This window comes from Kineosporia succinea (assembly GCF_030811555.1).
Classification (GTDB): domain Bacteria; phylum Actinomycetota; class Actinomycetes; order Actinomycetales; family Kineosporiaceae; genus Kineosporia; species Kineosporia succinea.
In genome coordinates this window covers 2939817-2961207 of sequence record NZ_JAUSQZ010000001.1, presented here as the reverse complement: position 1 = coordinate 2961207, position 21391 = coordinate 2939817, and the positions used below count along the sequence as shown (strand labels likewise).

The window sequence follows — 21391 nt, the reverse complement described above, 5'->3', positions numbered from 1 at the left end:
GGGTCCAGCTATCGACGCAATCACGAACTCTGCGACGATATGCGTGTCAATGCCTGTGACGAGTCTCGCACCCGCTGACGAGTTCTGACCCTGGCGCGCACGACGGCACTTCCGACCGGGGTCAGACGGAGGCGGTCGAGCCGCCTCCGCTTCGCCGAACGGCTCTTGTTCAAGCCGTCGGCAATGGCTGGGAGCTGCCCGGCGTGGGCCTGCTCGATCAGCTCGTCGAGCATACCGATCCAGGAGTTGTCGCTGCGCGGGTGGAAGTAATTGTCCGCCAGCCACCAGGTTTCGGGATGACGGAAGTCACCTTGCTCGAGTTGATCCAGGCCGCCCATCACGCCGGAACCAACGAACACCTGGTTGATCAGGTTCTCCGAGATGCCGAACTCGTCGATGAGAAGCACCGGAATGTCCAGCGCCATCGCTTCGAGTACGGCCGTGGAACTCACCGTGACCAACGCCACCGCATTCGCGAGCTGTTCGGCCATCGAACCGGCCGCGAAGGTCAGGGCATCGGGGGCGTGCACCTCGCCGGCCTCGACCAGCTCGTTCCACAGCGACTGGTAGTGGTGCGGTTCGTGGTGGGTGTGGAACTCGCCGATGGCACCGCGCGTCTTCACCACGACCTCGAGGTCGGGGCGGTTCGCGGCCAGCCGGGCCAGGCTCTGCAAGATCGCGACGCGGTCTTTCTTGACCCGCGGCACCTTGCCCTGAGTGGCGAAGAGCACACGGTTGCGGGTCGGGCTGGCCACCGCGTTCAGCGGTTCGACACTGGTGCCCGCATCGTTCACCGAGTGTTCGAAAGCCGTTCCGGGCCCCGGGTTTCCATGATCGGCGAGCTCTCGCGCGGGCAGGATGTCGGCCGGGCGGTTCAGGAACGGGATGGTCGCCAGGCCGATCTGCGCCTCCATGCCCATCTGGCGCCGCACCTGGTCGTAGGCCTCGGCCTCGCGGTGGCTGTGCACGACCCAGAGGTCGACGGCGCCGCGGTAGCCCCAGGCCCGGCGGCGGGCGGGGATCGCGATGCCGGGGATGCCGGTGACCACCACGGGACGGTGCTCGCACCTGCTCAGGGCCTCCGAGTACGCGTGCACGCTCGGGCCGGTGAGGGCCAGCAGCACTGCGTCGGGCCGGTCCCGGTCGACCAGCTTGGTCAGCTGGCCCGGCGACAGCACCTCAGGGTCATGACCCGCGTACGCCGTGCCACTGAGGGCCGCAATCCGTTGCGACGCCGAAGGTCTGGCCGGCGAACAGGCCACCACGACCTCGGTCCGCGTCCCCTCGGGCAGCTGACCGAACAGACTGACGGCCCATTTCAGGAAGGAGTCCGATTCCGCAACAGCGATCACATGATGGGGCACCTGCGGAGTGTAAGGTTTTTGGCCGACCCCTGGTGCACTCACGAACGATTTCGCCGGGGTCGGCAATCTTCACGGCACCTAATCAGCGGAGGCTCCACGTGGTGAGCGAGCAGTTGCGCCGGCTGGCCGGACGCCGAGGTCAGGCTGCTGTTCCGGACCTCGGGGCGGAGCTGTCCGAGGCCGACGCCCGGCTCCTCGAGCAGGCCCAGGCCCGGGAGAAGCTGGAGCAGGGGTTCGAGGCCTTCCCTCCCCGCACCGAGCGCATCGGCCAGCACATCAAGACGATGCTGGGTAAATCCGGGGTGAAGAGCGGGCGAATTCTGGAGATCGGCGGCCGCGCCAATCCCTACAAGGACTGGTTCCCCGGCTTCGAGTACACCGCGCTCGACCTGGAGATCACCGAGCCCGGCGTGATCCAGGGCGACATCACGAACATTCCCGAGCTGGAGTCCGGCAGCTTCGACGCGATCATCAGCGTCGACGTCTTCGAGCACATCCGGGAGCCCTGGCTGGCGGCCCCCGAGATCGTGCGCCTGCTGCGCCCGGGCGGCTTCACCTACCACTCCACCGTGTTCAGCTGGCGTTACCGCCCCTCACCGGTCGACTACTGGCGCTTCAGCCCCGAGGCCCTGGCCTTCCTGTTCAAGGACCTGCGGATCATGCAGGCACAGTTCGACACGGTCGAGCGCCGCCGCAGCATCGTGGGCAAGGGCAAGCACAAGCTCGCCAACGACGCGTTCGGCGGCTGGCGCGAGAACTGGCGTGTCTTCTACGCCGGGGTGAAAGACGACCCGAACGCGGCCAAGGGCGTCTCGGCGCTGGCCGCCCAGCAGGCCGCCGAGGCCGAGCTCAAGACCGTGCGCGACCAGCCGTACGCGCCCGACGCCGACTGATCCGCGGCGGGGCCCGGGAACACCCGGGCCCCGCCTGCGCGTCAGGCCGTGTCCACCCGTGGTCTGACGAGCCGGATCCGCCGCCGGTCTGACGCCCACCGGGCACCCGCGACCGTACGGTGGCCGGGTGAGCGACGACACCCGGATCGAGACGGCCTACACCTGGCTGCGCACGCATCCCCTCGAGGTCGATGCGGTGGCCGCCGGTCTGGTGGCGCTCTTCCTGTTCTTCCTCACCGGCGTCGGGGGCGGCGGCACCTTCCTGCTGAGCGCCTGCATGGTCGCGGCCCTGGCCTTCCGCCGGGCCCGCCCGCTGCGCTCGGGCGCCGCCGTGGCCGCCTTCGGTGTGCTGATCATGCTGTCCGGCGACAGCGCCGCGGTGCTCCCCGGGACCCTGGCCGCCCTGGTCTCGCTCTACTCGCTGAGCGCCTACGCCCCGAGCTGGGCCGGCTGGGCCGGTATGGCCGTGGCCTGGGTGTGCGGCGCCCTGGTGATGTTCGCGCAGGACCTGCTCGGCTCGGTGGCCGGGCTGGCCCTGGGCTTCCTCACCGCCCTGCTCTTCGGCACCTGGGCGCTGGGCCGGATGCGCCGTCTGCGGCTGCGCGACGAGTCCCGGCTCACCGAGCGGGCCCGGCTGCTGGAGTCCGAGTCCGAGAAGCAGGCCGCGCTGGCCGCCACCGCCGAGCGCGCCCGCATCGCCCGCGAGATGCACGACGTCGTTGCGCACTCGCTCTCGGTCACGATCTCGCAGGCCGACGGCGGAAGATATGCCGCACAACACAATCCTGAAGCTGCCATCACCGCACTTGAGACGATTTCGGCCACCGGCCGGCAGGCCCTCGCCGACATGCGCGCCCTGCTCGGGGTGCTGCGCGACGACGACACCCAGGCCCTCACCCCACAACCCGACACCGAGGCGATCCAGGACCTTCTCGAGCAGGTGCGCAGCAGCGGGCTGACCGTGGAGCTGGAGGTGCTGGGCGAGCCGATCACGCTGGCGGCCGGTCCGGGCCTGGCCTCGTACCGCATCGTGCAGGAGTCGCTCACCAACGTGCTGAAGCACGCCGGGCCCGGCGCCACCGCGTGGGTGCGCCTGGCCTGGCTGTCCGAGGCGCTGGAGATCCGGGTCGAGGACGACGGGCGCGGCGCCGCCGCCACCCCGGCCGGCCCGGGCAGCCAGGGCCTGATCGGCATGCGCGAGCGCGCCACGCTCTACGGCGGTCAGCTCGAGGCCGGGCCGCGGCAGGGAGGCGGGTTCGGCGTCCGGGCGTATCTGCCCTACGGTCGTCGTCCGTGAGCGAAACCGTGCCCGAGAGCCCGATCCGGATCGCCCTGGTCGACGACCAGCAGCTGGTGCGCGCCGGATTCCGGATGGTGATCGACTCCCAGGCCGACCTGAACGTGGTGGTCGAGGCGGCGAACGGTGAGGAGGCCGTGGCCCGGCTCTCCGGCACCGAGGTCGACGTGGTGCTGATGGACGTGCGCATGCCGCGGATGGACGGCATCGAGGCCACACGTCGCATCGTCGCCCTGCCCAGGCCGCCGAAAGTGGTGGTACTGACCACTTTCGACCTCGACGAGTACGTGATGTCGGCGATCGGCGCGGGCGCCAGCGGCTTCCTGCTCAAGGACGCGCCGCCGGAGGAGATGCTGCAGGCCCTGCGCACGGTGCACGCCGGGGACGCGGTGATCGGCGCCAGCTCCACCCGCCGGCTGCTGCACCACATCGGCCCGCTCCTCGCGAAGGACGAGCCCAAGGCCAGCCCGGCCGCCCCGGCCGCCCCCCGCGTCCATCATCAGAACTGGACCCCCGCGGTACCCGACCCCGGCACCGCCCTCACCCAGGCACCCACGCCCGGCGACCCCGAACACCCGATGCCGCGGGCGCTCGCCGAGCTGACGCCGCGCGAGTACGAGGTGTTCGTGCTCATGGCCAACGGCCTGAGCAACGCCGAGATCGCCGCCCACTTCGTGGTTTCCGAGGCGACCGTGAAGACGCACGTGGGCCGGGTGCTGACCAAGACCGCCGCCCGCGACCGGGTGCAGATCGTGGTGCTCGCCTACCAGCTGGGCATCGTGCGGCCCTGAATCGGTCCCGGGTCCCCCCGGGGGTCCAGGTGTCAGACCCTGGTCTGACCCGCCGGATCATCCTCCCGCGCGATGTGCCCGGACCCCCGGTGTCAATAGCGTCTTCCTCAGTCGAAACGTCCTGTCCTGAGGAGGAAGAGCGATGTCCTGGTCAACGCCCACGCAACCGGTCCAGCACGGTCACGGCCCGGGCGGGCCGGTGCGTGAGTCCGCCGTCCGCGCCCAGGGGGTGCGCAAGACCTACGGCCGCGGCGAGTCCGCGGTCGGTGCCCTGCGCGGGGTGGACGTGAGCTTCGACAAGGGCGCGTTCACCGCGATCATGGGCCCCTCCGGTTCCGGCAAGTCGACGCTGATGCACGTGCTCGCGGGTCTCGACACCGTCTCGGCCGGCCAGATCTGGCTCGGCGACACCGAACTCACCGGCATGAACGACGCGAAGCTCACCAAGCTCCGGCGCGACCGCATCGGTTTCGTGTTCCAGGCCTTCAACCTGATCCCGGCGCTCAACGCCAAGGCCAACATCGAGCTGCCGATGACGCTGGCGCGCCGCACGCCCGACGCCCAGTGGTACGACTCGATCGTCGAGCGCCTCGGCCTGACGCAGCGCCTGACCCACCGGCCCACCGAGCTGTCCGGCGGTCAGCAGCAGCGCGTGGCCATCGCCCGGGCCCTCCTGCCCCGTCCCGACGTGATTTTCGCCGACGAGCCGACCGGCAACCTGGACTCCACCGCGGGGGCCGAGGTGCTGAGCATGCTGCGGGCCAGCGTGCGCGAGACCGGCCAGACCGTGGTGATGGTGACGCACGACCCGGTCGCCGCCTCGTACGCCGACCGCGTGGTGCTGCTCGCCGACGGCCAGATCGCCGGTGAGATCCACTCCCCGACCACCGACAGCGTGCTCGACGCGCTGCGCCACCTGGGAGGCTGACCGATGCTCTCCCTGAGCCTCGCGCAGCTGCGCACCCAGGCCCACCGCCTCGTGGCCACCGTGCTGGCGATCGTCATCGCCGTCGGTTTCGTGGTGGCCACCCTGGTGCTCAACGACACCTCGAAACAGACCGTCTACGGCGCGCTCTCGAGTCAGTACCTGAACACGGACGTGGTGGTCACCTACGACTGGCAGACGAGCGCCGGTGGGGAGACCCCCGACAGCGACGGCTGGGCGCAGCTCGCCGGCCAGGTGGAGAAGCTGCCGGGTGTGGCCGGGGTGGCCCTCGACCGCAGCACCTACATCAGCGCCCGCCTGCCGGGCAGCAAGGGCCTGCGCTACGGCCAGGTCCAGAGCCTCGCCGACGGTGACCTGCGCTGGCAGAAGCTGGCCTCCGGCACCTGGCCGAGCGGGCCGAACCAGGTCGTGGCCGCTCCCGGCAACGACCTGGAGGCCGGGTCGACGATCGAGATGCAGATCCAGACCGTCGACCAGAACGGCGACTACTCCGACCCGGAGACCGTGACCGCCACGGTCACCGGCATCACCGACCGCGCCGCCGGTATCACCTCGCTCGGCAGCCAGCAGTTCTGGACCACGCCCGAGCAGGCCGAGACCTGGGGGGCGATCGACACCGACGGGATCCGGGTCGCGGCCGCTCCCGGCACCGACGCCTCGGCCCTGGTCACGCAGGTCGGCGACGCGTTGAGCAAGACCAGGAACGGTGGGTCGCTGACGGTGCGCACCGGTGAGGAGCAGTCCGCGGCCGTCACCAAGCAGATGACCGCCGACAACGCCGAACTCACCACCGTGCTGCTGGTCTTCGCGGCGATCGCGGTGTTCGTCTGCGCCCTGGTCATCGCCAACACCTTCGCCGTGCTGCTGGCCCAGCGGGTGCGTGAGCTGGCCCTGCTGCGGGCGATCGGCGCGGCCGGCAAGCAGCTGCGCCGCGGCGTGCTGGTGGAGTCGTTCGTGATCGGGGTGGCCGCCTCCGCACTCGGGGTGCTGGCCGGGATCGGGCTCGCCGCAGGCGTTTCCGCGATCGGGTCGCGCTACGAGAACTCGCTGGTGCCGCTGGCCGGGCTGAGCGTGCACCCGATGCCGGTGCTGGTGGGCATGGCGGTCGGGGTGGTCGTCACGATGGTGGCCGCGTTCAACCCGGCCCGGAAGGCGACGAAGGTGGCCCCGCTGGCCGCCATGCGCCCGATGGACATGGCCCCGATCACCACGAAGGGCGGCCTGTTCCGCCGCATCGCCGGTCTGCTGCTGGCGATCCCGGGCGTGGCCGTGTGCTGGTACGCCGGCCGGGAGAGCAACCTGCTGCTGGCCACCGCGGGCGGCATGGTCACGTTCGTCGCGGTGCTGCTGCTGGCCCGCTGGCTGGTGCCGATCGCGGTCGCGCTGGTCGGCCGGGTTCTCGGGCCGGCCGGGCAGGTGCCCGGAAAGCTGGCCGCACTGAACGCCACCCGTAACCCGCAGCGCACCGCCGCCACGGCGACGGCCCTGATCATCGGCGTCACCCTGACCACCACCATGGTGGTCGGCGCGTCGACCACCCGGGCGTCCGCGTCCGCCGCCCTGGACGACAGCTACCCCACCGACGTCGTCATCTACGCCGGCACGGAAGACGGGATGCCCGCCACGTTGGCCGGCACCGTCGGCGGCGTGCAGAACGTCACCGCCTCGATGGCGGTGCCGGGCACGACGGTGAAGCTGAACGGCGAGGAGAGCTCGGTCCTGGGTGTCGACCCGGTCAAGGCCGGCCAGGTCATGCGCGCCGACGACACCGGCCGGGTGCCGGCGGCCGGCACGATCAGCCTGCCGAGCTGGTACGAGGACGGCTGGGGGATCAAGAACGGCTCAGCGGTGAAGGTCACGGCCGGGAGCCGGGAGATCACCCTGAAGGCCCGGCTGGTCGGCGACTCGATCAACGGCCCCTGGGTCACGAGCACCGACCTGACCCGGCTCGGCGGCACCCAGACCGTGCAGGAGGTCTGGGCCCGGCTGGCCGACGACCTCAGCAACGGCGACCGCTCCGACACGCTCGACGCGATCTCCGACGCCTCGGCCGACGTCGCCCCCGACAGCTCGCTGAGCGGATCGGCGCAGGAGCGGGCCAGCTTCGACCAGCTCATCGACATCCTGCTGCTGATCGTGCTGGGCCTGCTCGCGGTGGCCGTGGTGATCGCGATCATCGGCGTCGGCAACACGATGGCCCTGTCGGTGCTCGAGCGCCGCAAGGAGTCGGGTGTGCTGCGGGCGCTGGGCCTGACCCGCGGTCAGCTGCGCTGGATGCTGCTGTGGGAGGCGATGCTGATCGCCGGGGTGGCCGCGGCCGTCGGGGTGGTGCTCGGCTCGACCTACGGGGTGCTCGCGGTCAAGGCGGCCCTGGGCAACTCGGGCAACGTCGAGATCTCGATCCCGGTGATGCAGGTGCTCGCGATCCTGGTGGTCGCCACGGTGGCCGGGGCGCTGGCCTCGGTGCTCCCGTCGCGGCGGGCCGCGCGCATCTCACCGGTGGCGGCGATCGCCTCCGCGTGAGGGTTGCGCAGCGCCACTGCAGGGTGGTCCCCCCAGCCCGACGGGCTGGGGGGTGCCCCCGGTCGGGCGCGCACGGCGTCCACCATTCGTTGGGTGGCCGGGAGAGTGAGACGATGGGCCGATCATGACGCTGCTGGACCGACTGCCCAAGAGCCCAGGCCCCGACGCCGACCCGGACGCGATCTTCGAGGCGTTCACCGAGTGGACGACCGAGCGGGGCTTCGAGCTCTACCCGGCCCAGCAGGAGGCGCTGATCGAGATCGTCTCCGGGTCGAACGTCATCCTCTCCACGCCGACCGGCTCGGGCAAGAGCATGGTCGCGCTCGGCGCCCACTTCACCGCGATGGCCCGGGGTGAGCGCACCTACTACACCGCCCCGATCAAGGCGCTGGTGTCGGAGAAGTTCTTCGCGCTGATCGAGACCTTCGGCGCCGCCAACGTGGGCATGATGACGGGCGACGCGGCCGTGAACGCCGACGCCCCGATCATCTGCTGCACCGCCGAGGTGCTGGCCAACCTGGCCCTGCGGCAGGGCTCCGAGGCCGCGATCGGCCAGGTCGTGATGGACGAGTTCCACTACTACGCCGACCCCGACCGGGGCTGGGCCTGGCAGGTGCCGCTGCTCGAACTGCCCAAGGCGCAGTTCCTGCTGATGTCGGCCACGCTGGGCGACGTCTCGCGGTTCGAGGAGGCGCTGACCAAGCGCACCGGCCGCAACTCCACCACGGTCAGCTCGGCGCAGCGACCGGTGCCGCTGTTCTTCAGCTACGCCACCACGCCGCTGCACGAGACCCTCACCGAGCTGCTGCAGACCAAGCAGGCACCGGTCTACGTCGTGCACTTCACCCAGGCCGCGGCGATGGAGCGGGCCCAGGCGCTGATGAGCGTCAACATGGCCAGCAAGGCCGAGAAGGAGAAGATCGCCGAGGCACTGGGCGACTTCCGGTTCAACGCGGGCTTCGGCAAGACCCTCTCGCGACTGGTGCGGCACGGCATCGGCGTGCACCACGCCGGCATGCTCCCCCGCTACCGGCGGCTGGTCGAGCAGCTGGCCCAGGCCGGTCTGCTCAAGGTGGTCTGCGGCACCGACACGCTCGGCGTCGGCATCAACGTGCCGATCCGCACCGTGGTCTTCACCGGCCTGTCCAAGTACGACGGCGTGCGCCAGCGGCACCTCAAGGTGCGCGAGTTCCTGCAGATCGCCGGGCGCGCCGGCCGGGCCGGGTTCGACACCGCGGGCACCGTGATCATCCAGGCGCCCGACCACGAGGTGGAGAACGAGCGGCTGCTGGCCCGGGCCGGTGACGACGAGAAGAAGAAGAAGCGCATCGTGCGCAAGAAGCCGCCGGAGGGCGCGGTCTCCTGGAGCCGGCCCACCTTCGAGCGGCTCAGCACGTCACCGCCCGAGCCGCTGACCTCCAGCTTCCAGGTCACCCACTCGATGGTGCTGAACGTGCTGGCCCGGCCCGCCGACGCTCTGACCGCGGTTCAGAAGCTGCTGGAGGAGAGCGACGAGGACCCCGGCTCGCGCCAGCGTCACCTCGACCAGGCCGAGGCGATCTGGGACGCGCTGATCACCTCGGGTGTGGTGGAGAAGCTGGAGGAGCCCGACGAGCTGGGGCGCACCGTGCGGCTCACCATGGACATCCCGGCGAACTTCGCCCTGAACCAGCCGCTCTCGCCGTTCGCCCTGGCCGCGTTCGAGGTGCTCGACCACGACGCTCCCACCTACGCGCTCGACGTGCTCTCGGTGATCGAGGCGACCGTCGACGACCCGCGCCAGGTGCTCTCGGCGCAGCAGCACAAGGCCCGCGGCGAGGCGGTGGCCGAGATGAAGGCCGAGGGCATCGAGTACGAGGAGCGCATGGAGCTGCTCGAGGAGGTGACCTGGCCCAAGCCGCTGGAGGAACTGCTCGACGGCGCCTTCGAGATCTACCGGGCCGGTCACCCCTGGGTCGCCGACCACGAGCTGGCCCCGAAGTCGGTGGTGCGCGACATGTTCGAGCGCGCCATGACGTTCGGGGAGTACATCAACTTCTACCAGCTGGCCCGGTCCGAGGGCACGCTGCTGCGCTACCTGTCCGACGTGTTCAAGGCGCTGCGCCAGACCGTGCCGGAGAGCGTGCGCACCGAGGAGATCACCGACCTCACCGAGTGGCTGGGCGAACTCGTGCGCCAGACCGACTCCAGCCTGCTCGACGAGTGGGAGTCGCTGCGACACCCCACCGAGGAGGAGGCAGCCGCCGGCCGGCCCCCGGCGCCGACCGGCCCGCCGCCGGTCACCGCGAACAAGCGGGCCTTCACCGTGCTCATCCGCAACGCGATGTTCCGGCGGGTGGAGCTGTTCGCCAAGCGCCACTGGACCGTGCTGGGCGAGCTCGACGCCGAGGCCGGGTGGGACGCCGACGAGTGGCAGGACGCGATCGAGGACTACTTCGACGAGTACGACACCGTCGGCACCGGGCCGGACGCCCGCGGGCCGAAGATGCTTCAGATCGAAGAGCTCTCGACGAAGTGGAAGGTGCGGCAGATCTTCGACGACCCGGAGGGCGACCGGGACTGGGCGATCAGCGCGGACGTCGACCTGGCGGCGTCGAACGAGGCCGGTACGGCGGTCGTGACGATCACCGACGTGGGGCCGCTGAGCGATCTGGACTGATTCCCGGACCGGCCGGGCCTCTCGCGAGACCCGGCCGTCACCGGATCAGTCCCAGACCAGATCCCAGGCGGAGGCGTCCGGGCGGCGGGTGAGGCCCCGCGTCAGCGGGTGGGTGGCGACCAGAGGCTCCGGGCGCACGAACTCGCGCTTGCGGTGGATCGCGTACACCCCGGGGCCGATGCCGTTGGCGCCGTGCTCATCGGTGTGCACCAGCAGCGCGCTCTGCCCCTCGGGCACCTCGACGTAGCCGAGCACCAGCGGGTCGGTGGCGGTGCGCACCCAGCGCACACCGGAGGAGTCGAAACCGCGGTGCAGCCAGTGCGTGTTGCCGGTGGCCTCGCCGTGCACCACCTGCTCGCCCGCGTCGGGAAGAACCTGCCAGACCGCGTCTTCCGGAGCCCCGGCGGGAACCACCAGGAGATCGCCCTGGGCCTGCGGGGCCTGCAGCACCGGCACGCCGGCCTCGGCCTCGAGGTGGTCCGGAACGCTGACGCCGATCAGGGCGAGCGCCGAGCCGTATGTGTGCATGTCCTGCTCCTTGCTCCGGGAGGGGTTTCACGTGCGTCGGGCCAGTTCTCGGTACACCTCGGCGGACACGCCGTACTGCCAGGCGGCCGCCTCGATCGGGTCGTCGAGGGTGCCCGGCACCAGCTCGGCGTAGTGCCGCAGGGTGCCGGTGCGGTCGGGGCTGCCGTTGGTCATGAGCAGCAGCCGCCCGGAGTCGAACACCCGCGGCGGCGTGCGGTAGAGCCGCAGTTCACGACCCGGGTTGCCGGGGTCGGGGGCGGCCCCGACGAGCCGCAGCCCGGCCCGGGTGACGTAGTGCGTCCAGCCCTCACGCTCGATCAGCACACGCCGGACCTCGGAGTTGCGCTGCGAGTGCAGCTCTCGCACGGTGGGCTCACGGCCCGCGAGCTCGGCCGGGATGCGCACGCCGTGCAGGTAGAACTCGACCTGGCCGTCGGCCCACACCAGGGCCGGGCCGTCGTCGCGGTGCAGGCGCACACCGTCGCCCGCGGGCTCGGTGTGCATCTGCGCCGGGGGTTCGAGCACGACGGTGAGCCAGGTGTAGGGCACCCAGACCAGAGCTTTGCGGACGCCGACGAGACCGGCGAGGACCGCCTGGTGCCCGGGGTCGAGGGCACTGACACCGGCCTCGCGCTGCGCAGCCTGGTTCGCGGCACCCACGGCCTGGCGGTCGTGCAGCGCCCCGTCACGGTGGAAGCCGCGCACCGGGGTGCCCTCGGTCCAGGCGCCCTCGAGCAGACGGTCGGTCCACAGCCCGGAGACGGCGCGGCGCACCGGTTCGCCGACGTCGAAGAAGCCGGGCCGGCCCCGGGTCAGCACCGGACGCAGGCGCTGGTCGAGGTCTTCGCCGATCGGGGCGAACACCCGGCGGGCCGCGTTCACCGCGGCCCGGGTCAGGATCATCGCCGCGAACAGGCCGGTGAGCACGGTGACCAGGACGACCACGGCCAGCAGCCCGGCGCCGCGCAGGTGGTGGCCGGTGATCGAGGCGACGAGCGTGGCCACGGAGTACGACGGGAGGAACGTGATCATCGCGGCGATGAAGGCGTAGCCCGTGACCATCGTGCCCTGGCTCAGCCCCTTGCCCAGGCGGGCGAGCCGGGCCAGGGGACGGTCGCGGCCCTCCGCCGCCCGGTACGGCCCCCGCATCAGATCGGGGGCTGCGGCCAGGTGACGGGTCAGTTCCTGCGGGGAGCGGGCCCAGACCACGTTGCCGTGCCAGCGCCGGCCGACGCCCTCGTGCAACGTTGCCAGCGAGGCCTCCACACCGCGCCGGTCGGCCTCGGTGAGCGGGGTGAGGTCGAGGCTCGAGGCCACCCAGCGGGAGACGAACGCGGCGCCGGAGCTGGCGCCGTGCGGTGCGGGAGCCTCGTCAGGCATCCGTACCCCTCCCCGGTCGGGCGAGCCGCGGTCTTATCGAGTATCGCCGCGGATGCCCACTCTGGGTACCCCTGGGGGAACTGCGGGTGCATGTTCAGTTGACGAGTGCGTCCGCCGCCTCCTCGAACTCGGCCGCGAACTGCAGCTTCGACACCCACGTGGCCGGCCAGGCGGCCGTCCCGTCGCGCGCACCGAGCAGCCCGCCCGCGATCGCGCCGTTGGTGTCCGTGTCGCCACCCAGCCGGGTCACGTCGACGAGCGAGTCCACCGCCGGGCGGGGATCGACCAGCGCGGCGACCGCCAGGGCCAGCGAGTCGAGCACGTAGCCGGTGCCCCCGTGGGCCAGCCCGGCGTCACCGGTGGCCGCCGCCCGCACCAGGTCGATGTCCAGCCCCTGCCCGATCGCCAGCTCGACCGCGGCCGCCCCGTCTTCGGGCGGCGAGCCGAAACGGGCCACCTGCATGGCCAGCAGACCGGCCCGCGCCGCCTCGCGCGGGCTCTCCCCGGCCAGCAGTGCCACCACGATCTCGGTGTACGCGACGCAGGCGTGCACGCAGCGCGGATCGTCGTGGGTGATGGCCGAGATCGCGGCGGCCTCCTGGAAACGCTCGGCCGGGGTCGCTCTGGCCCGGGCCAGAGCGGTGGGCAGGCACCGCATCAGCGAGCCGTTGCCCGCGCTGCCCGCCCCGGCGCCGGCCTGACGCCAGTCGCCGGACGACCGGAAGCGCTCGAGGCCCTTCGCCGTGGCGCCGCCGACGTCCACCGGGTGGTCACCCGGAGCGCGGCCCGGCCAGTGACCGTCGAGCCACGCGAGCATGCGCTGCCCCGCCGCGGCGACCACGTCGTGCTCACCCGACAGGTAGGCCAGCAGCACCGCGCGGGTGAGGTCGGTGTCGTCGGTGGCGTGACCGGCCGGCCAGTCGAACAGCCCGCCGCCGACGATCTCGCGCAGCCCGTCCGGGTACTGCGCCCGCACCTGGTCGAAGGTCATGAACTCCAGCGTGGCGCCGAGGGAGTCACCGGCGTGGACCCCGAGAAGGGCTCCGGCGATACGGTCGCGGGTCGTGCTCAGGGCGGGCTCCCGGGGGTGAGTCAAAGACGAAGGGGACGCACCCCAGTGTGTCTGGTGTGCGTCCCCCGTCGAAAACCGGCTACCCGCGCTCGGTGCCCCGCACCACGGGAACCCGCACCGAGTTGCCCCATTCGGTCCAGGAACCGTCGTAGTTGCGCACGTTCTCGAACCCGAGCAGGTGGGTCAGCACGAACCAGGTGTGGCTGGAACGCTCACCGATGCGGCAGTAGGCGATCACGTCGTCGGACGCCGAAAGCCCCTGCTCCTGCTCGTAGATCGCGGCCAGCTCGGAGCGGCTGCGGAACCGGCCGTCGTCGGCCGCGGCCCGCGCCCAGGGCACACTGGCCGCACCCGGGATGTGGCCGCCGCGCAGCACACCCTCCTGCGGGTAGTCGGGCATGTGCGTGACCTCGCCGGAGTACTCCCCCGGCGACCGCACGTCGACCAGAGGCTTGCCCAGGTGGCCGAGCACGTCGTCCTTGAAGGCCCGGATCCCCGAGTCGTCGCGCTCGACGACGGGGTAGTCGGTCGGCGTCGCCACCGGCTTCTCGTCGGTCAGGTCGCGCCCCTCGGAGATCCAGGCGGAGCGGCCGCCGTCGAGCAGGCGCACGTCTTCGTGGCCGAAGAGCGTGAAGACCCACAGGGCGTAGGCGGCCCACCAGTTGTTGCGGTCGCCGTAGATCACGACGGTGCTGTCGCGCGCGATGCCCTTCTCGGACATCAGCTCGGCGAACCGCGCACCGTTCACGTAGTCGCGGGTGACCTGGTCGTTGAGCTCGGTGTGCCAGTCGACCTTCACGGCCCCCGGGATGTGCCCGGTGTCGTAGAGCAGGACGTCTTCGTCGCTCTCCACCACCACCAGGCCGGGTTCGCCGAGGTGCTCCGCGAGCCAGTCGGTGGTGACAAGCCGTTCGGGGTGGGCGTACTCGGCCAGCTTGGGGTCGGTGTCGTGCGGCAGCGTCATGGGGCTCTCCGTCTTCGGTCGGTCACTCACGGCGAGCCTATCCCGCCGTTCTCACCCGGAGAATCTCCGGCCCGCGGCGAACATTCCTTCTTCGGCGTGGCGCGGTGTCAATCAAGGAACGTTGCTCCTGCGCACCACTACTGTGACGGGTGTGCCGGATGGGGGTCCGGCAGGCGTGAAACCTTCTGCGCCCAGCACTCTCGCCACGCCCGGCCGGACCGCGCGTGGTCGATGTCCCATGGGGGGATCCATGAAGCACCACGGTTTGCTCCGCCGTGCCGTCGTCGCGACGGCCACCGCAGCCCTTCTCCTCGGCGGGCTGGCGACCGCCGAGACCGCCTCGGCCGCCACCACCGGGCTCGTCAGCGGCACCGCCGTCACCGCCACCCTGACGAACACCGTTTCCCAGGTGGACTACTCGTTCGTGGCCGAGGCCGGCCAGCACGTCACGTTCTCCACCACCGCCTCGACCCTGACCGGGGCCGGCGCGGCCGGCATGTACCTCTACACGCCGAGCAACATCTGGGCGACCAGCTGGGTGGTGCGCAACGGCCAGAGCGCACTCTGGGACTTCACGGCGCAGTACACGGGTACCTGGCGGATCTCGGTGCTGGCCGGCGACGCGACCGTCACCGGCAGCACGACCTTCACCTACGCCACCGACGCCTTCCCCACCGGCACCCCGGGCACTCCGGCCACGCCGAACCAGGACTACGTGGCGACCACCGCGGTGGCCGGGCAGCGCGCCGAGATCCCGTTCCAGGTGAACGACGCCAAGACGCACCTCAGCCTCGACGTGAGCGCCTCCAGCTGGGGCGCGCCGGGCACGGCCAACGGCTACATCTTCGACCCGCAGGGCGGCCTCTTCGCCTTCGTGCAGCTCGGGAACACACCCACCTACTACGATTTCACGCCGAACAAGACCGGGCGCTGGAAGTTCGTGGTCGACCCCGACGGCAGCAGCACCGGATCCCTGACCGCCCGTCTCGTCACCGACCAGAACTTCGACCAGCTGCAGACGAACGTGGCGGTCACCCCGAAGATCGACCGCAAGGGCCAGCGGGCCGTCTACGGAATCTACGGCGAGGCGGGAAAGCCTCTGCCGGTGCAGGTCTCGGCGAGCAACTGGGGTTCGGGCTTCGCCTACCTGTTCATCTTCAACAAGGACACGGACGTGCTCGTGGACCACTGCGTGCTGCGTAACACGGCCACCTCGTGCCCGTTCTCCGTGCCGACCACCGGGGCCTACCGCCTGATCCTCGATCCGGACGGCGGCGCCACCGGCGAGGCGACCTTCAAGCGCACCACCTAGCTCTTCCGGACCACCACGAGGGGGGACGCGTCGACGCGTCCCCCCTCGTGGTTTGCGGCTCAGGCCTTCTCGGCCAGGCGGGTCGTTCGCGGCTCAGGCCTTCTCGGCCAGATGGAGGGCCAGCCGCGGGCACATCCGGACCGCCTGCCGGGCCGGCTTCTCCAACTCCTCGGGAACCAGAAGCGGCCCCTGGGAACGGCTCTGGGGGTAACCCCACTTGTCTTGCGTGAGCAGCTCGGGCAGCAGGTCGGCACACAGGCCACGGCCCTCGCAGCTGGTCCAGTCGACGATCAGGGGACGCGTCACCGGGCACCTCCGTAGGGGTCGCCGATGCGGGCCAGGCACCGGCCGTGCTGGTGCAGGGTCACGTCGTCGGCGAAGACCCGCAGCGCACTGCGCACCAGCCGGGTGGTTCCGTCGGGATGCTTGCAGACACCGCGGTTCTCGACCAGACCGGCGGCCTGGCGGACGGCGTCCACCCCGCTGCGGCCGACGCGGCCGGCGGCCAGCGCGGTGAAGTTCTGCGCCAGCTCGGGCAGGCCGAACTGGCACGGGCCACACTGTTTCGCGGACTGCCGGGCCAGGTAGCCGACGATCGAGGCGGTGAGCTCCAGGCCACAGGCGGTGCTGGCGAGCGGCACCAGCACCCCAGCGCCCAGACCGGCACCGTAGGGCTCCAGCCCGGCCCTCGACAGCGGAGCGTCGAGCGCGGCCGGCAGCGGGACCCAGGTGCCGTGGTAGCCACCGATCAGCACGGCCTGCAGTTGCTGCACCGGGATGCCGGCGGCCGGTTCGAGCACGTGCCGCAGCGACAGGCCGTGGGCGATCTCCCAGACCGTCGGCGCGGTGGTGAGCGGCTGGTCGACCGGGTGCACCGTGGCCAGGAAGGTGCCGGTGCTGTCGGGGGTTCCGGCGGTGGCGAACCAGACACCGCCGTAGCGGGCGATCAGTGCGAGCTGGGCCAGGGTCTCGACGTTCTGCACCAGGGTGGGCCGGTCGCCGACGCCGCGGTGGAAGATGCGGTGGCGGCTGAAGCGGGGCAGGGCCGGGCCGTTGTTCACGCGATTGACGACGGCGGTCTCCTGTCCGCTGACGAACGTGTCGACGGCCTCGACCAGCGTGATCCTCAGCGCGGTGCGGCGCTCGGCGAGCGCCTGCCGCACCGCCGGCAGCACGTCGGCCCGCAGGTAGGCGTAGGCCTCGTGGGCACCGGTGATGTGAGCCGCGACCTCGATCCCGTCGATCACGAGATGCGGTGCGCGGCGCAGGAGCTCGGCGTCCTTACGGCTGGCGGGCTCGCCCTCGGCGCCGTTCGCGATCACCACCCCACCGGCCGCGACGGCCTGCAGCTTGGTGGCGGCGGGAAAGGCCGCGCCACCCCGGCCGCTGAGCCCGGACATCCGGACCTGCTCGAGCAGCTGGGGGCCGGTCACGTCGGGGATGCCGCCGTAGGTGGCGTAGTGGGTGGTCAGGCTCGGGTCACCGGCGGCGAAGAGCCGCGCGCCCTCGGGAGGCATCTTCAGCCCCTGGGCCGGTGTCATGGCGGTCATGGTCATCGGATTGCTCCCTTCCTTGGTTCAGGCCGTTCGCAGGGTTTTGGCGGGTCTTCGGAGGGCCGGGTGGGTGCTGACCGCGACCCCGACGACCGAGATCACGCAGACCGCGTCGAGCGCGAGCATCCAGACCGTGTCGCGGTCGGTGCCGGAGCCGATGCCGTGCACCACGGCGATCGGCCACATCGCGTAGGCCAGCCAGTGCACGGCGCGCCAGGCCTTCGCCCCGATCCGGTCGCGCAGCAGGCTGGTGACCGTCACGGCCAGGGCCAGGTCGAGCGCCAGGGTGCCGAGGCCGACCCAGAACGGGCGGTAGCCGGAGCCGAACGGCAGCAGCACGTCGACGAGGCTGAGCTGGGCGTAGGGGTCGAACATCAGGGTGACCACGTGGATCGTCAGGAAGACCAGGGCGAGCAGGGCCGCGCTGCGGTGCACCGACGCCACGACGAGCCGGTTCAACCCGGCGAAGGCGCGGCCGGACCGGGTACCGATGCCCAGGGCGACGACGACGGTGAAGAGGATCAGGCTCACCACGCCGCTGCCCCGGGCCAGGTACCAGAGGGCGTCGGTGGTCATGCCGCCGCGGTCATCTCTTTGAGGAAGACCTCGTGGACCGGCTCGGCGTCGATCTCGACCGGGACCTCGGTGGGCCAGCCGTTGAGCGTGTGCACGGTGCCGTCGGCGGCGACCAGACGGGCGGGGTGGCCCTGCTCGCGCAGCCAGTGCAGGGCGTCGTCACCACGCACGACCGCGGCGGTGGAGAGCGTGTTGGACTCCAGGCAGTCGCCGGCGGCGACCGAGACCGTGCGCCAGACCGGCGCCGCCGGCAGACCGCTGGAGGGATTGAGGATGTGGTGCACGGCGCGGGTGCCGTTGCGCCAGCTGCGGCTCACCGTGCTCGAAGTGGCCAGGCCGGTCGCGCCGGCGGAGAGCGCGACCTGGGTCGCGGGCTCGTCGACGCCGTCCTGCACCAGGACCTGCCAGCCGCTCTCCGGCGCCGGGCCGGCGGTGGCGATGTCCCCGCCGAGCGCGACCAGGGCGCCGACGCCGAAGCGCTCGGCCACACTCCTCGCGGCCCGGTCGGCGGCCCAGGCCTTGGCGGTGGCCCCGAGGTCGAGGCGCACCCCCACCGGCATCCGCAGGCGACGGCCGGTCAGCGTCAGGTCTTTCCAGCTGTGCCGCACCCGGCGGGTCAGGGTGATCGGGACGGTGCCCGTGCCGACCCGGGCCTGGATCAGCGAGTAGTCCTCGGAGTAACCCAGGGCGGCCAGATCGTCGGCCAGGGTCGGGTCGACGTCGCCGTCGGTGCGCTCGGCGGCGTCCAGGGCGGCGGTCAGCAGCTCGGCCAGAACCGGGCTCACGGTGATCGCACGGCCGGTGTTGGCGGCCTGGAGCTGGTTGAGTTCGCTGTCGTCGCGGAACCGGCTGCAGGCCGCGCCGACCTCGTCGAGCTGAGTCTTGACCAGTTCCATGGCCGCGTCGGCGACCGCGGCGTCGGTGACGACCAGGCGGGCGGTGGTGCTCCAGACCGGCCACTGGCGAACGGTGTCACGCACGGGAAGGGTCTCCAGCAGGGGCATCACGAACCTCCAGAAGTGGCGTCGGCGGACCCGCTGCCGGAACTCATGCCCGAACTGCCGGTGCCTGACTGATTTTGACTACTTGAGGACGAGTCCCCGGTGGTGGTGGTCGTGCTCGTCGTCGACGCCTCCGCGTCGTCGGTGCGGGCCACGACCAGGCCGACGGTCACCGTGGTCGCGATCGCGGCGACCGCGAGTCCGGTGGTCACCGCCGCCGTGGTGCGGCGGGCGTCTTCGCGAGCATTCATCGGGGTTCCCTCCTTCTCGTTGTCACCACTGTGCGCCGCCTGGCTGGGAGGGTCCGGCGCACAGTCTGGGGATCCGCTGTACGGCTCCCTACCCCGAACGGGGGACGCCAGAGGCGTTGCGGCGCTGCCGATGCCCCCTGGGTGAGCATCGGTTCGATCCCGGCGCAGGGGCTGCGGATCACCCCCGTGGACGACGTGAAACCAGCGCCCCGCCCCGGGTTCCGCCCTGACATCGAGGGACTGCGCGCCCTGGCCGTGCTGCTGGTCGTGCTGTACCACTGCGGCGTCAGCACTTTCAGCGGCGGCTACGTCGGGGTCGACGTCTTCTTCGTGATCTCCGGCTACCTGATCACCTCACACCTGGCCCGCGAGGTCGCGGAGACCGGGCGGCTGCGGATCGGCCGCTTCTACGCCCGCCGCGCGCTGCGCCTGCTGCCCGCCGCCACGCTCGTGCTGGTCGCGACCCTGGTCGCCGCCTGGATCTGGATGCCCCCACTGCGGATGCGCGCCCTGGCCACGGACGCCGTGGCCGCCGCCGGCTACCTGATCAACGTGCGCCTGATCCAGGTGGGCAACGACTACCGCTCCGCGAGTGCGTCACCCTCTCCACTGCAGCACTTCTGGTCGCTGGCCGTGGAGGAGCAGTTCTACCTGGTGATCCCGCTGCTGGCCCTGATCGGCCTGGTACTGCTGCGCCGCCGGGCGGTGTTCGCGCTGCTGCTGGGCGTTCTGGTGACGGCGTCGTTCGCGGGATCGGTGCTGACGAGCCAGACCTCTTCGGTGGCGGCGTATTTCGGCACACCGACCCGGGCCTGGGAGCTCGGGGCGGGCTCCCTGCTCGCGCTGGTTCTCCCCCGGTTCCCCCCGTCCTTCCTCAGGCACGTCCTCAGGTACGGAGGGTTCGTCGGGCTGAGCGCCATCGCTTACGCCGCCGTCAGTTTCGGCCCGACCACCCCCTTTCCGGGCTGGCGCGCGGTGATCCCGGTGCTGGGCACGGTGCTCGTCGTGGCGGCGGGCTCGAACCGGCTGCTGGCCCGGCCCGCCCTGCAGTTCGTCGGCGCCCGCTCGTACTCGTTCTACCTCTGGCACTGGCCGGCCCTGATGATCGCGCCGTACCTGCTCGGCCGCGAGATCGGCACGCCGGAGAAGCTTCTCGTGGCCGTCGCGGCGTTCGGCCTGGCCTGTGCCGGTTACTCGCTGATCGAGCAGCCGCTGCGGCACCACCCCCACCTGAGGACGCACGTCTGGTCGGCCGCCGGGCTCGCGGTGGGCCTGACCGCGCTCACCGTCGGCCTCGCCGCCCTGGCCCCGGCCGTGCCCGCCCGGCAGACCCAGGGCGAGGGCCTGGCCACCGGCCTCTCTCTCGAGGGCCCGCCGTCCCAGAGCTACCGGGCGCTGACCCGGCGACTGCGGGCGGCCAGTGTCACCACCGCCCTCCCGGCCAACCTGGAGCCGTCGCTGGAGGATGCGGCCGGCGACGACCCGGCGATCGCCCGCGACGGCTGCCTGGTCGCGGTGCCCGACACCACCACCCCGAAACGCTGCGAGCACCTCGGCGCCCCGGACGCGTCCACCACCGTGGTGCTGTTCGGCGACTCGCACGCGGCCCAGTGGTACCCGGCCCTGAGCCGCCTGGCTCGCGAGAAGCACTGGCGGCTGGCCGTCTTCACCAAGGTGATGTGCTCACCGGCCGACGTGCGCCTCTATGCCGACCGTTACAGCGGCGACTACCGCACCTGCACCACCTGGCGCGAGCACAGCGTGAACCGGATCCGCTCGCTGAAGGCCGATCTGGTGGTGACGACCTCGATCGCCGACCGCCTCGACCTGGTCGCGGGCCTCGACGACGTGGACGCGACCTGGGCGCAGGGCTGGGCCACGACCCTGAACCGGCTGCGGCACCGGGGAAGCCGCCTGGTGTTCCTGGCCGACACCCCGCGGGCCAAGGCCGACGTACCGGAGTGCCTCTCGCAGAACCCGAAGAACGTGCAGGCCTGTGCCCAGAGCCCGGAGCAGGCCGCCCTCTCACCGCAGCGCACGCTGATCGCCGCGGCGGCCCGGCGGGCGGGCGCCCGGGTGGTCGACCCCACGCCCTGGTTCTGCGACGACTCGAGTTGCCCGGTGGTGGTGGGCAACACGCTGATCTACCGGGACGACAACCACGTCACCGGCCGCTACGCCCGGGCTCTGGCCCCGTTGCTGGGAGAGGAACTCCGCCAGGACCTGTCTTCCACGTCGCTGCCGTAGCGAGAAGGTGCCCGGGGCTTCGACCGGCGTGGAC

The 21391-nt window shown here is 71.6% G+C and carries 18 protein-coding genes; 8 read left to right on the top strand and 10 right to left on the bottom strand.

What is annotated here, in order from left to right; genetic code table 11:
- Positions 1 to 20: 20 nt before the first annotated feature.
- Positions 21 to 1430, bottom strand: a complete 1410-nt coding sequence (locus J2S57_RS12970) for a DUF6716 putative glycosyltransferase (RefSeq protein WP_307242083.1) — start codon at positions 1428 to 1430, stop codon at positions 21 to 23.
- A 35-nt stretch (positions 1431 to 1465) separates the two neighbouring features.
- Here J2S57_RS12970 and J2S57_RS12965 point away from each other — a divergent pair, with 35 nt between their 5' ends.
- From J2S57_RS12965 to J2S57_RS12940, 6 genes are all read left to right on the top strand, one after another.
- Positions 1466 to 2257 carry a class I SAM-dependent methyltransferase gene (locus J2S57_RS12965; protein ID WP_307242080.1) on the top strand — a complete coding sequence of 264 codons (792 nt, stop codon included), beginning with the start codon at positions 1466 to 1468 and terminating at the stop codon, positions 2255 to 2257.
- A gap of 127 nt (positions 2258 to 2384) precedes the next feature.
- Positions 2385 to 3554, top strand: a complete 1170-nt coding sequence (locus J2S57_RS12960; RefSeq protein WP_307242077.1) for a sensor histidine kinase — start codon at positions 2385 to 2387, stop codon at positions 3552 to 3554.
- A 74-nt stretch (positions 3555 to 3628) separates the two neighbouring features.
- On the top strand, positions 3629 to 4345 hold the full coding sequence (locus J2S57_RS12955) for a response regulator (RefSeq protein ID WP_370882635.1): 717 nt from the start codon (positions 3629 to 3631) through the stop codon (positions 4343 to 4345).
- Between the two features lie 142 nt (positions 4346 to 4487).
- A complete protein-coding gene (locus J2S57_RS12950) occupies positions 4488 to 5273 on the top strand; it encodes an ABC transporter ATP-binding protein (RefSeq protein WP_307242073.1) in 786 nt (261 codons plus the stop codon).
- A gap of 3 nt (positions 5274 to 5276) precedes the next feature.
- On the top strand, positions 5277 to 7814 hold the full coding sequence (locus J2S57_RS12945; RefSeq protein ID WP_307242070.1) for an ABC transporter permease: 2538 nt from the start codon (positions 5277 to 5279) through the stop codon (positions 7812 to 7814).
- Positions 7815 to 7938: 124 nt separating this feature from the next.
- Entirely contained in the window at positions 7939 to 10473 is a 2535-nt protein-coding gene (locus tag J2S57_RS12940) for a DEAD/DEAH box helicase (RefSeq protein WP_307242068.1), read from the top strand.
- A 45-nt stretch (positions 10474 to 10518) separates the two neighbouring features.
- Here J2S57_RS12940 and J2S57_RS12935 read toward each other — a convergent pair whose 3' ends face one another.
- The 4 genes from J2S57_RS12935 to J2S57_RS12920 all read right to left on the bottom strand — a co-directional run bounded on the left by J2S57_RS12935 (position 10519) and on the right by J2S57_RS12920 (position 14417).
- Positions 10519 to 11001, bottom strand: a complete 483-nt coding sequence (locus tag J2S57_RS12935; protein ID WP_307242066.1) for a DUF8820 family protein — start codon at positions 10999 to 11001, stop codon at positions 10519 to 10521.
- Between the two features lie 27 nt (positions 11002 to 11028).
- Entirely contained in the window at positions 11029 to 12381 is a 1353-nt protein-coding gene (locus J2S57_RS12930; RefSeq protein ID WP_307242064.1) for a DUF6745 domain-containing protein, read from the bottom strand.
- A 94-nt stretch (positions 12382 to 12475) separates the two neighbouring features.
- Positions 12476 to 13477 carry an ADP-ribosylglycohydrolase family protein gene (locus tag J2S57_RS12925; RefSeq protein WP_307242062.1) on the bottom strand — a complete coding sequence of 334 codons (1002 nt, stop codon included), beginning with the start codon at positions 13475 to 13477 and terminating at the stop codon, positions 12476 to 12478.
- Between the two features lie 55 nt (positions 13478 to 13532).
- Entirely contained in the window at positions 13533 to 14417 is an 885-nt protein-coding gene (locus J2S57_RS12920) for a sulfurtransferase (protein WP_307242060.1), read from the bottom strand.
- 250 nt (positions 14418 to 14667) lie between these two features.
- Here J2S57_RS12920 and J2S57_RS12915 point away from each other — a divergent pair, with 250 nt between their 5' ends.
- Positions 14668 to 15729, top strand: a complete 1062-nt coding sequence (locus J2S57_RS12915) for a hypothetical protein (RefSeq protein ID WP_307242058.1) — start codon at positions 14668 to 14670, stop codon at positions 15727 to 15729.
- 93 nt (positions 15730 to 15822) lie between these two features.
- Here the strand turns inward: J2S57_RS12915 and J2S57_RS12910 are convergent, their stop codons facing one another.
- The 5 genes from J2S57_RS12910 to J2S57_RS12890 are packed head-to-tail and all read right to left on the bottom strand — an operon-like array spanning position 15823 to position 19110.
- Positions 15823 to 16035 carry a ferredoxin gene (locus J2S57_RS12910; RefSeq protein WP_307242055.1) on the bottom strand — a complete coding sequence of 71 codons (213 nt, stop codon included), beginning with the start codon at positions 16033 to 16035 and terminating at the stop codon, positions 15823 to 15825.
- Entirely contained in the window at positions 16032 to 17285 is a 1254-nt protein-coding gene (locus tag J2S57_RS12905) for an NADH-ubiquinone oxidoreductase-F iron-sulfur binding region domain-containing protein (RefSeq protein WP_307242052.1), read from the bottom strand. Before J2S57_RS12905 ends, J2S57_RS12910 begins: the two co-directional genes overlap by 4 nt.
- Positions 17286 to 17306: 21 nt before the next feature.
- Complete coding sequence (locus tag J2S57_RS12900) at positions 17307 to 17858, bottom strand: ferric reductase-like transmembrane domain-containing protein (RefSeq protein ID WP_307242049.1); 552 nt, start codon at positions 17856 to 17858, stop codon at positions 17307 to 17309.
- Positions 17855 to 18862 (bottom strand): FAD:protein FMN transferase, encoded by a 1008-nt coding sequence (locus tag J2S57_RS12895; RefSeq protein WP_307242047.1) that lies wholly within the window; start codon positions 18860 to 18862, stop codon positions 17855 to 17857. Before J2S57_RS12895 ends, J2S57_RS12900 begins: the two co-directional genes overlap by 4 nt.
- The gene (locus tag J2S57_RS12890; protein ID WP_307242045.1) at positions 18862 to 19110 is read right to left on the bottom strand and encodes a hypothetical protein; all 249 of its coding nucleotides are present in this window, start codon (positions 19108 to 19110) and stop codon (positions 18862 to 18864) included. Before J2S57_RS12890 ends, J2S57_RS12895 begins: the two co-directional genes overlap by 1 nt.
- A 141-nt stretch (positions 19111 to 19251) precedes the next feature.
- Between J2S57_RS12890 and J2S57_RS12885 the strand changes: the two genes are divergently transcribed.
- Positions 19252 to 21357, top strand: a complete 2106-nt coding sequence (locus J2S57_RS12885) for an acyltransferase family protein (RefSeq protein ID WP_307242043.1) — start codon at positions 19252 to 19254, stop codon at positions 21355 to 21357.
- Positions 21358 to 21391 lie beyond the last annotated feature (34 nt).

Bases quoted from the DNA above. Each gene is read 5' to 3' on its own strand.
- J2S57_RS12920 (WP_307242060.1), bottom strand. From the start codon at position 14,417: ATGACGCTGCCGCACGACACCGACCCCAAGCTGGCCGAGTACGCCCAC.
- J2S57_RS12930 (WP_307242064.1), bottom strand. From the start codon at position 12,381: ATGCCTGACGAGGCTCCCGCACCGCACGGCGCCAGCTCCGGCGCCGCG.
- J2S57_RS12935 (WP_307242066.1), bottom strand. From the start codon at position 11,001: ATGCACACATACGGCTCGGCGCTCGCCCTGATCGGCGTCAGCGTTCCG.
- J2S57_RS12940 (WP_307242068.1), top strand. From the start codon at position 7,939: ATGACGCTGCTGGACCGACTGCCCAAGAGCCCAGGCCCCGACGCCGAC.
- J2S57_RS12905 (WP_307242052.1), bottom strand. From the start codon at position 17,285: ATGACCATGACCGCCATGACACCGGCCCAGGGGCTGAAGATGCCTCCC.
- J2S57_RS12895 (WP_307242047.1), bottom strand. From the start codon at position 18,862: ATGCCCCTGCTGGAGACCCTTCCCGTGCGTGACACCGTTCGCCAGTGG.
- J2S57_RS12915 (WP_307242058.1), top strand. From the start codon at position 14,668: ATGAAGCACCACGGTTTGCTCCGCCGTGCCGTCGTCGCGACGGCCACC.
- J2S57_RS12950 (WP_307242073.1), top strand. From the start codon at position 4,488: ATGTCCTGGTCAACGCCCACGCAACCGGTCCAGCACGGTCACGGCCCG.
- J2S57_RS12890 (WP_307242045.1), bottom strand. From the start codon at position 19,110: ATGAATGCTCGCGAAGACGCCCGCCGCACCACGGCGGCGGTGACCACC.
- J2S57_RS12900 (WP_307242049.1), bottom strand. From the start codon at position 17,858: ATGACCACCGACGCCCTCTGGTACCTGGCCCGGGGCAGCGGCGTGGTG.
- J2S57_RS12955 (WP_370882635.1), top strand. From the start codon at position 3,629: ATGGTGATCGACTCCCAGGCCGACCTGAACGTGGTGGTCGAGGCGGCG.
- J2S57_RS12945 (WP_307242070.1), top strand. From the start codon at position 5,277: ATGCTCTCCCTGAGCCTCGCGCAGCTGCGCACCCAGGCCCACCGCCTC.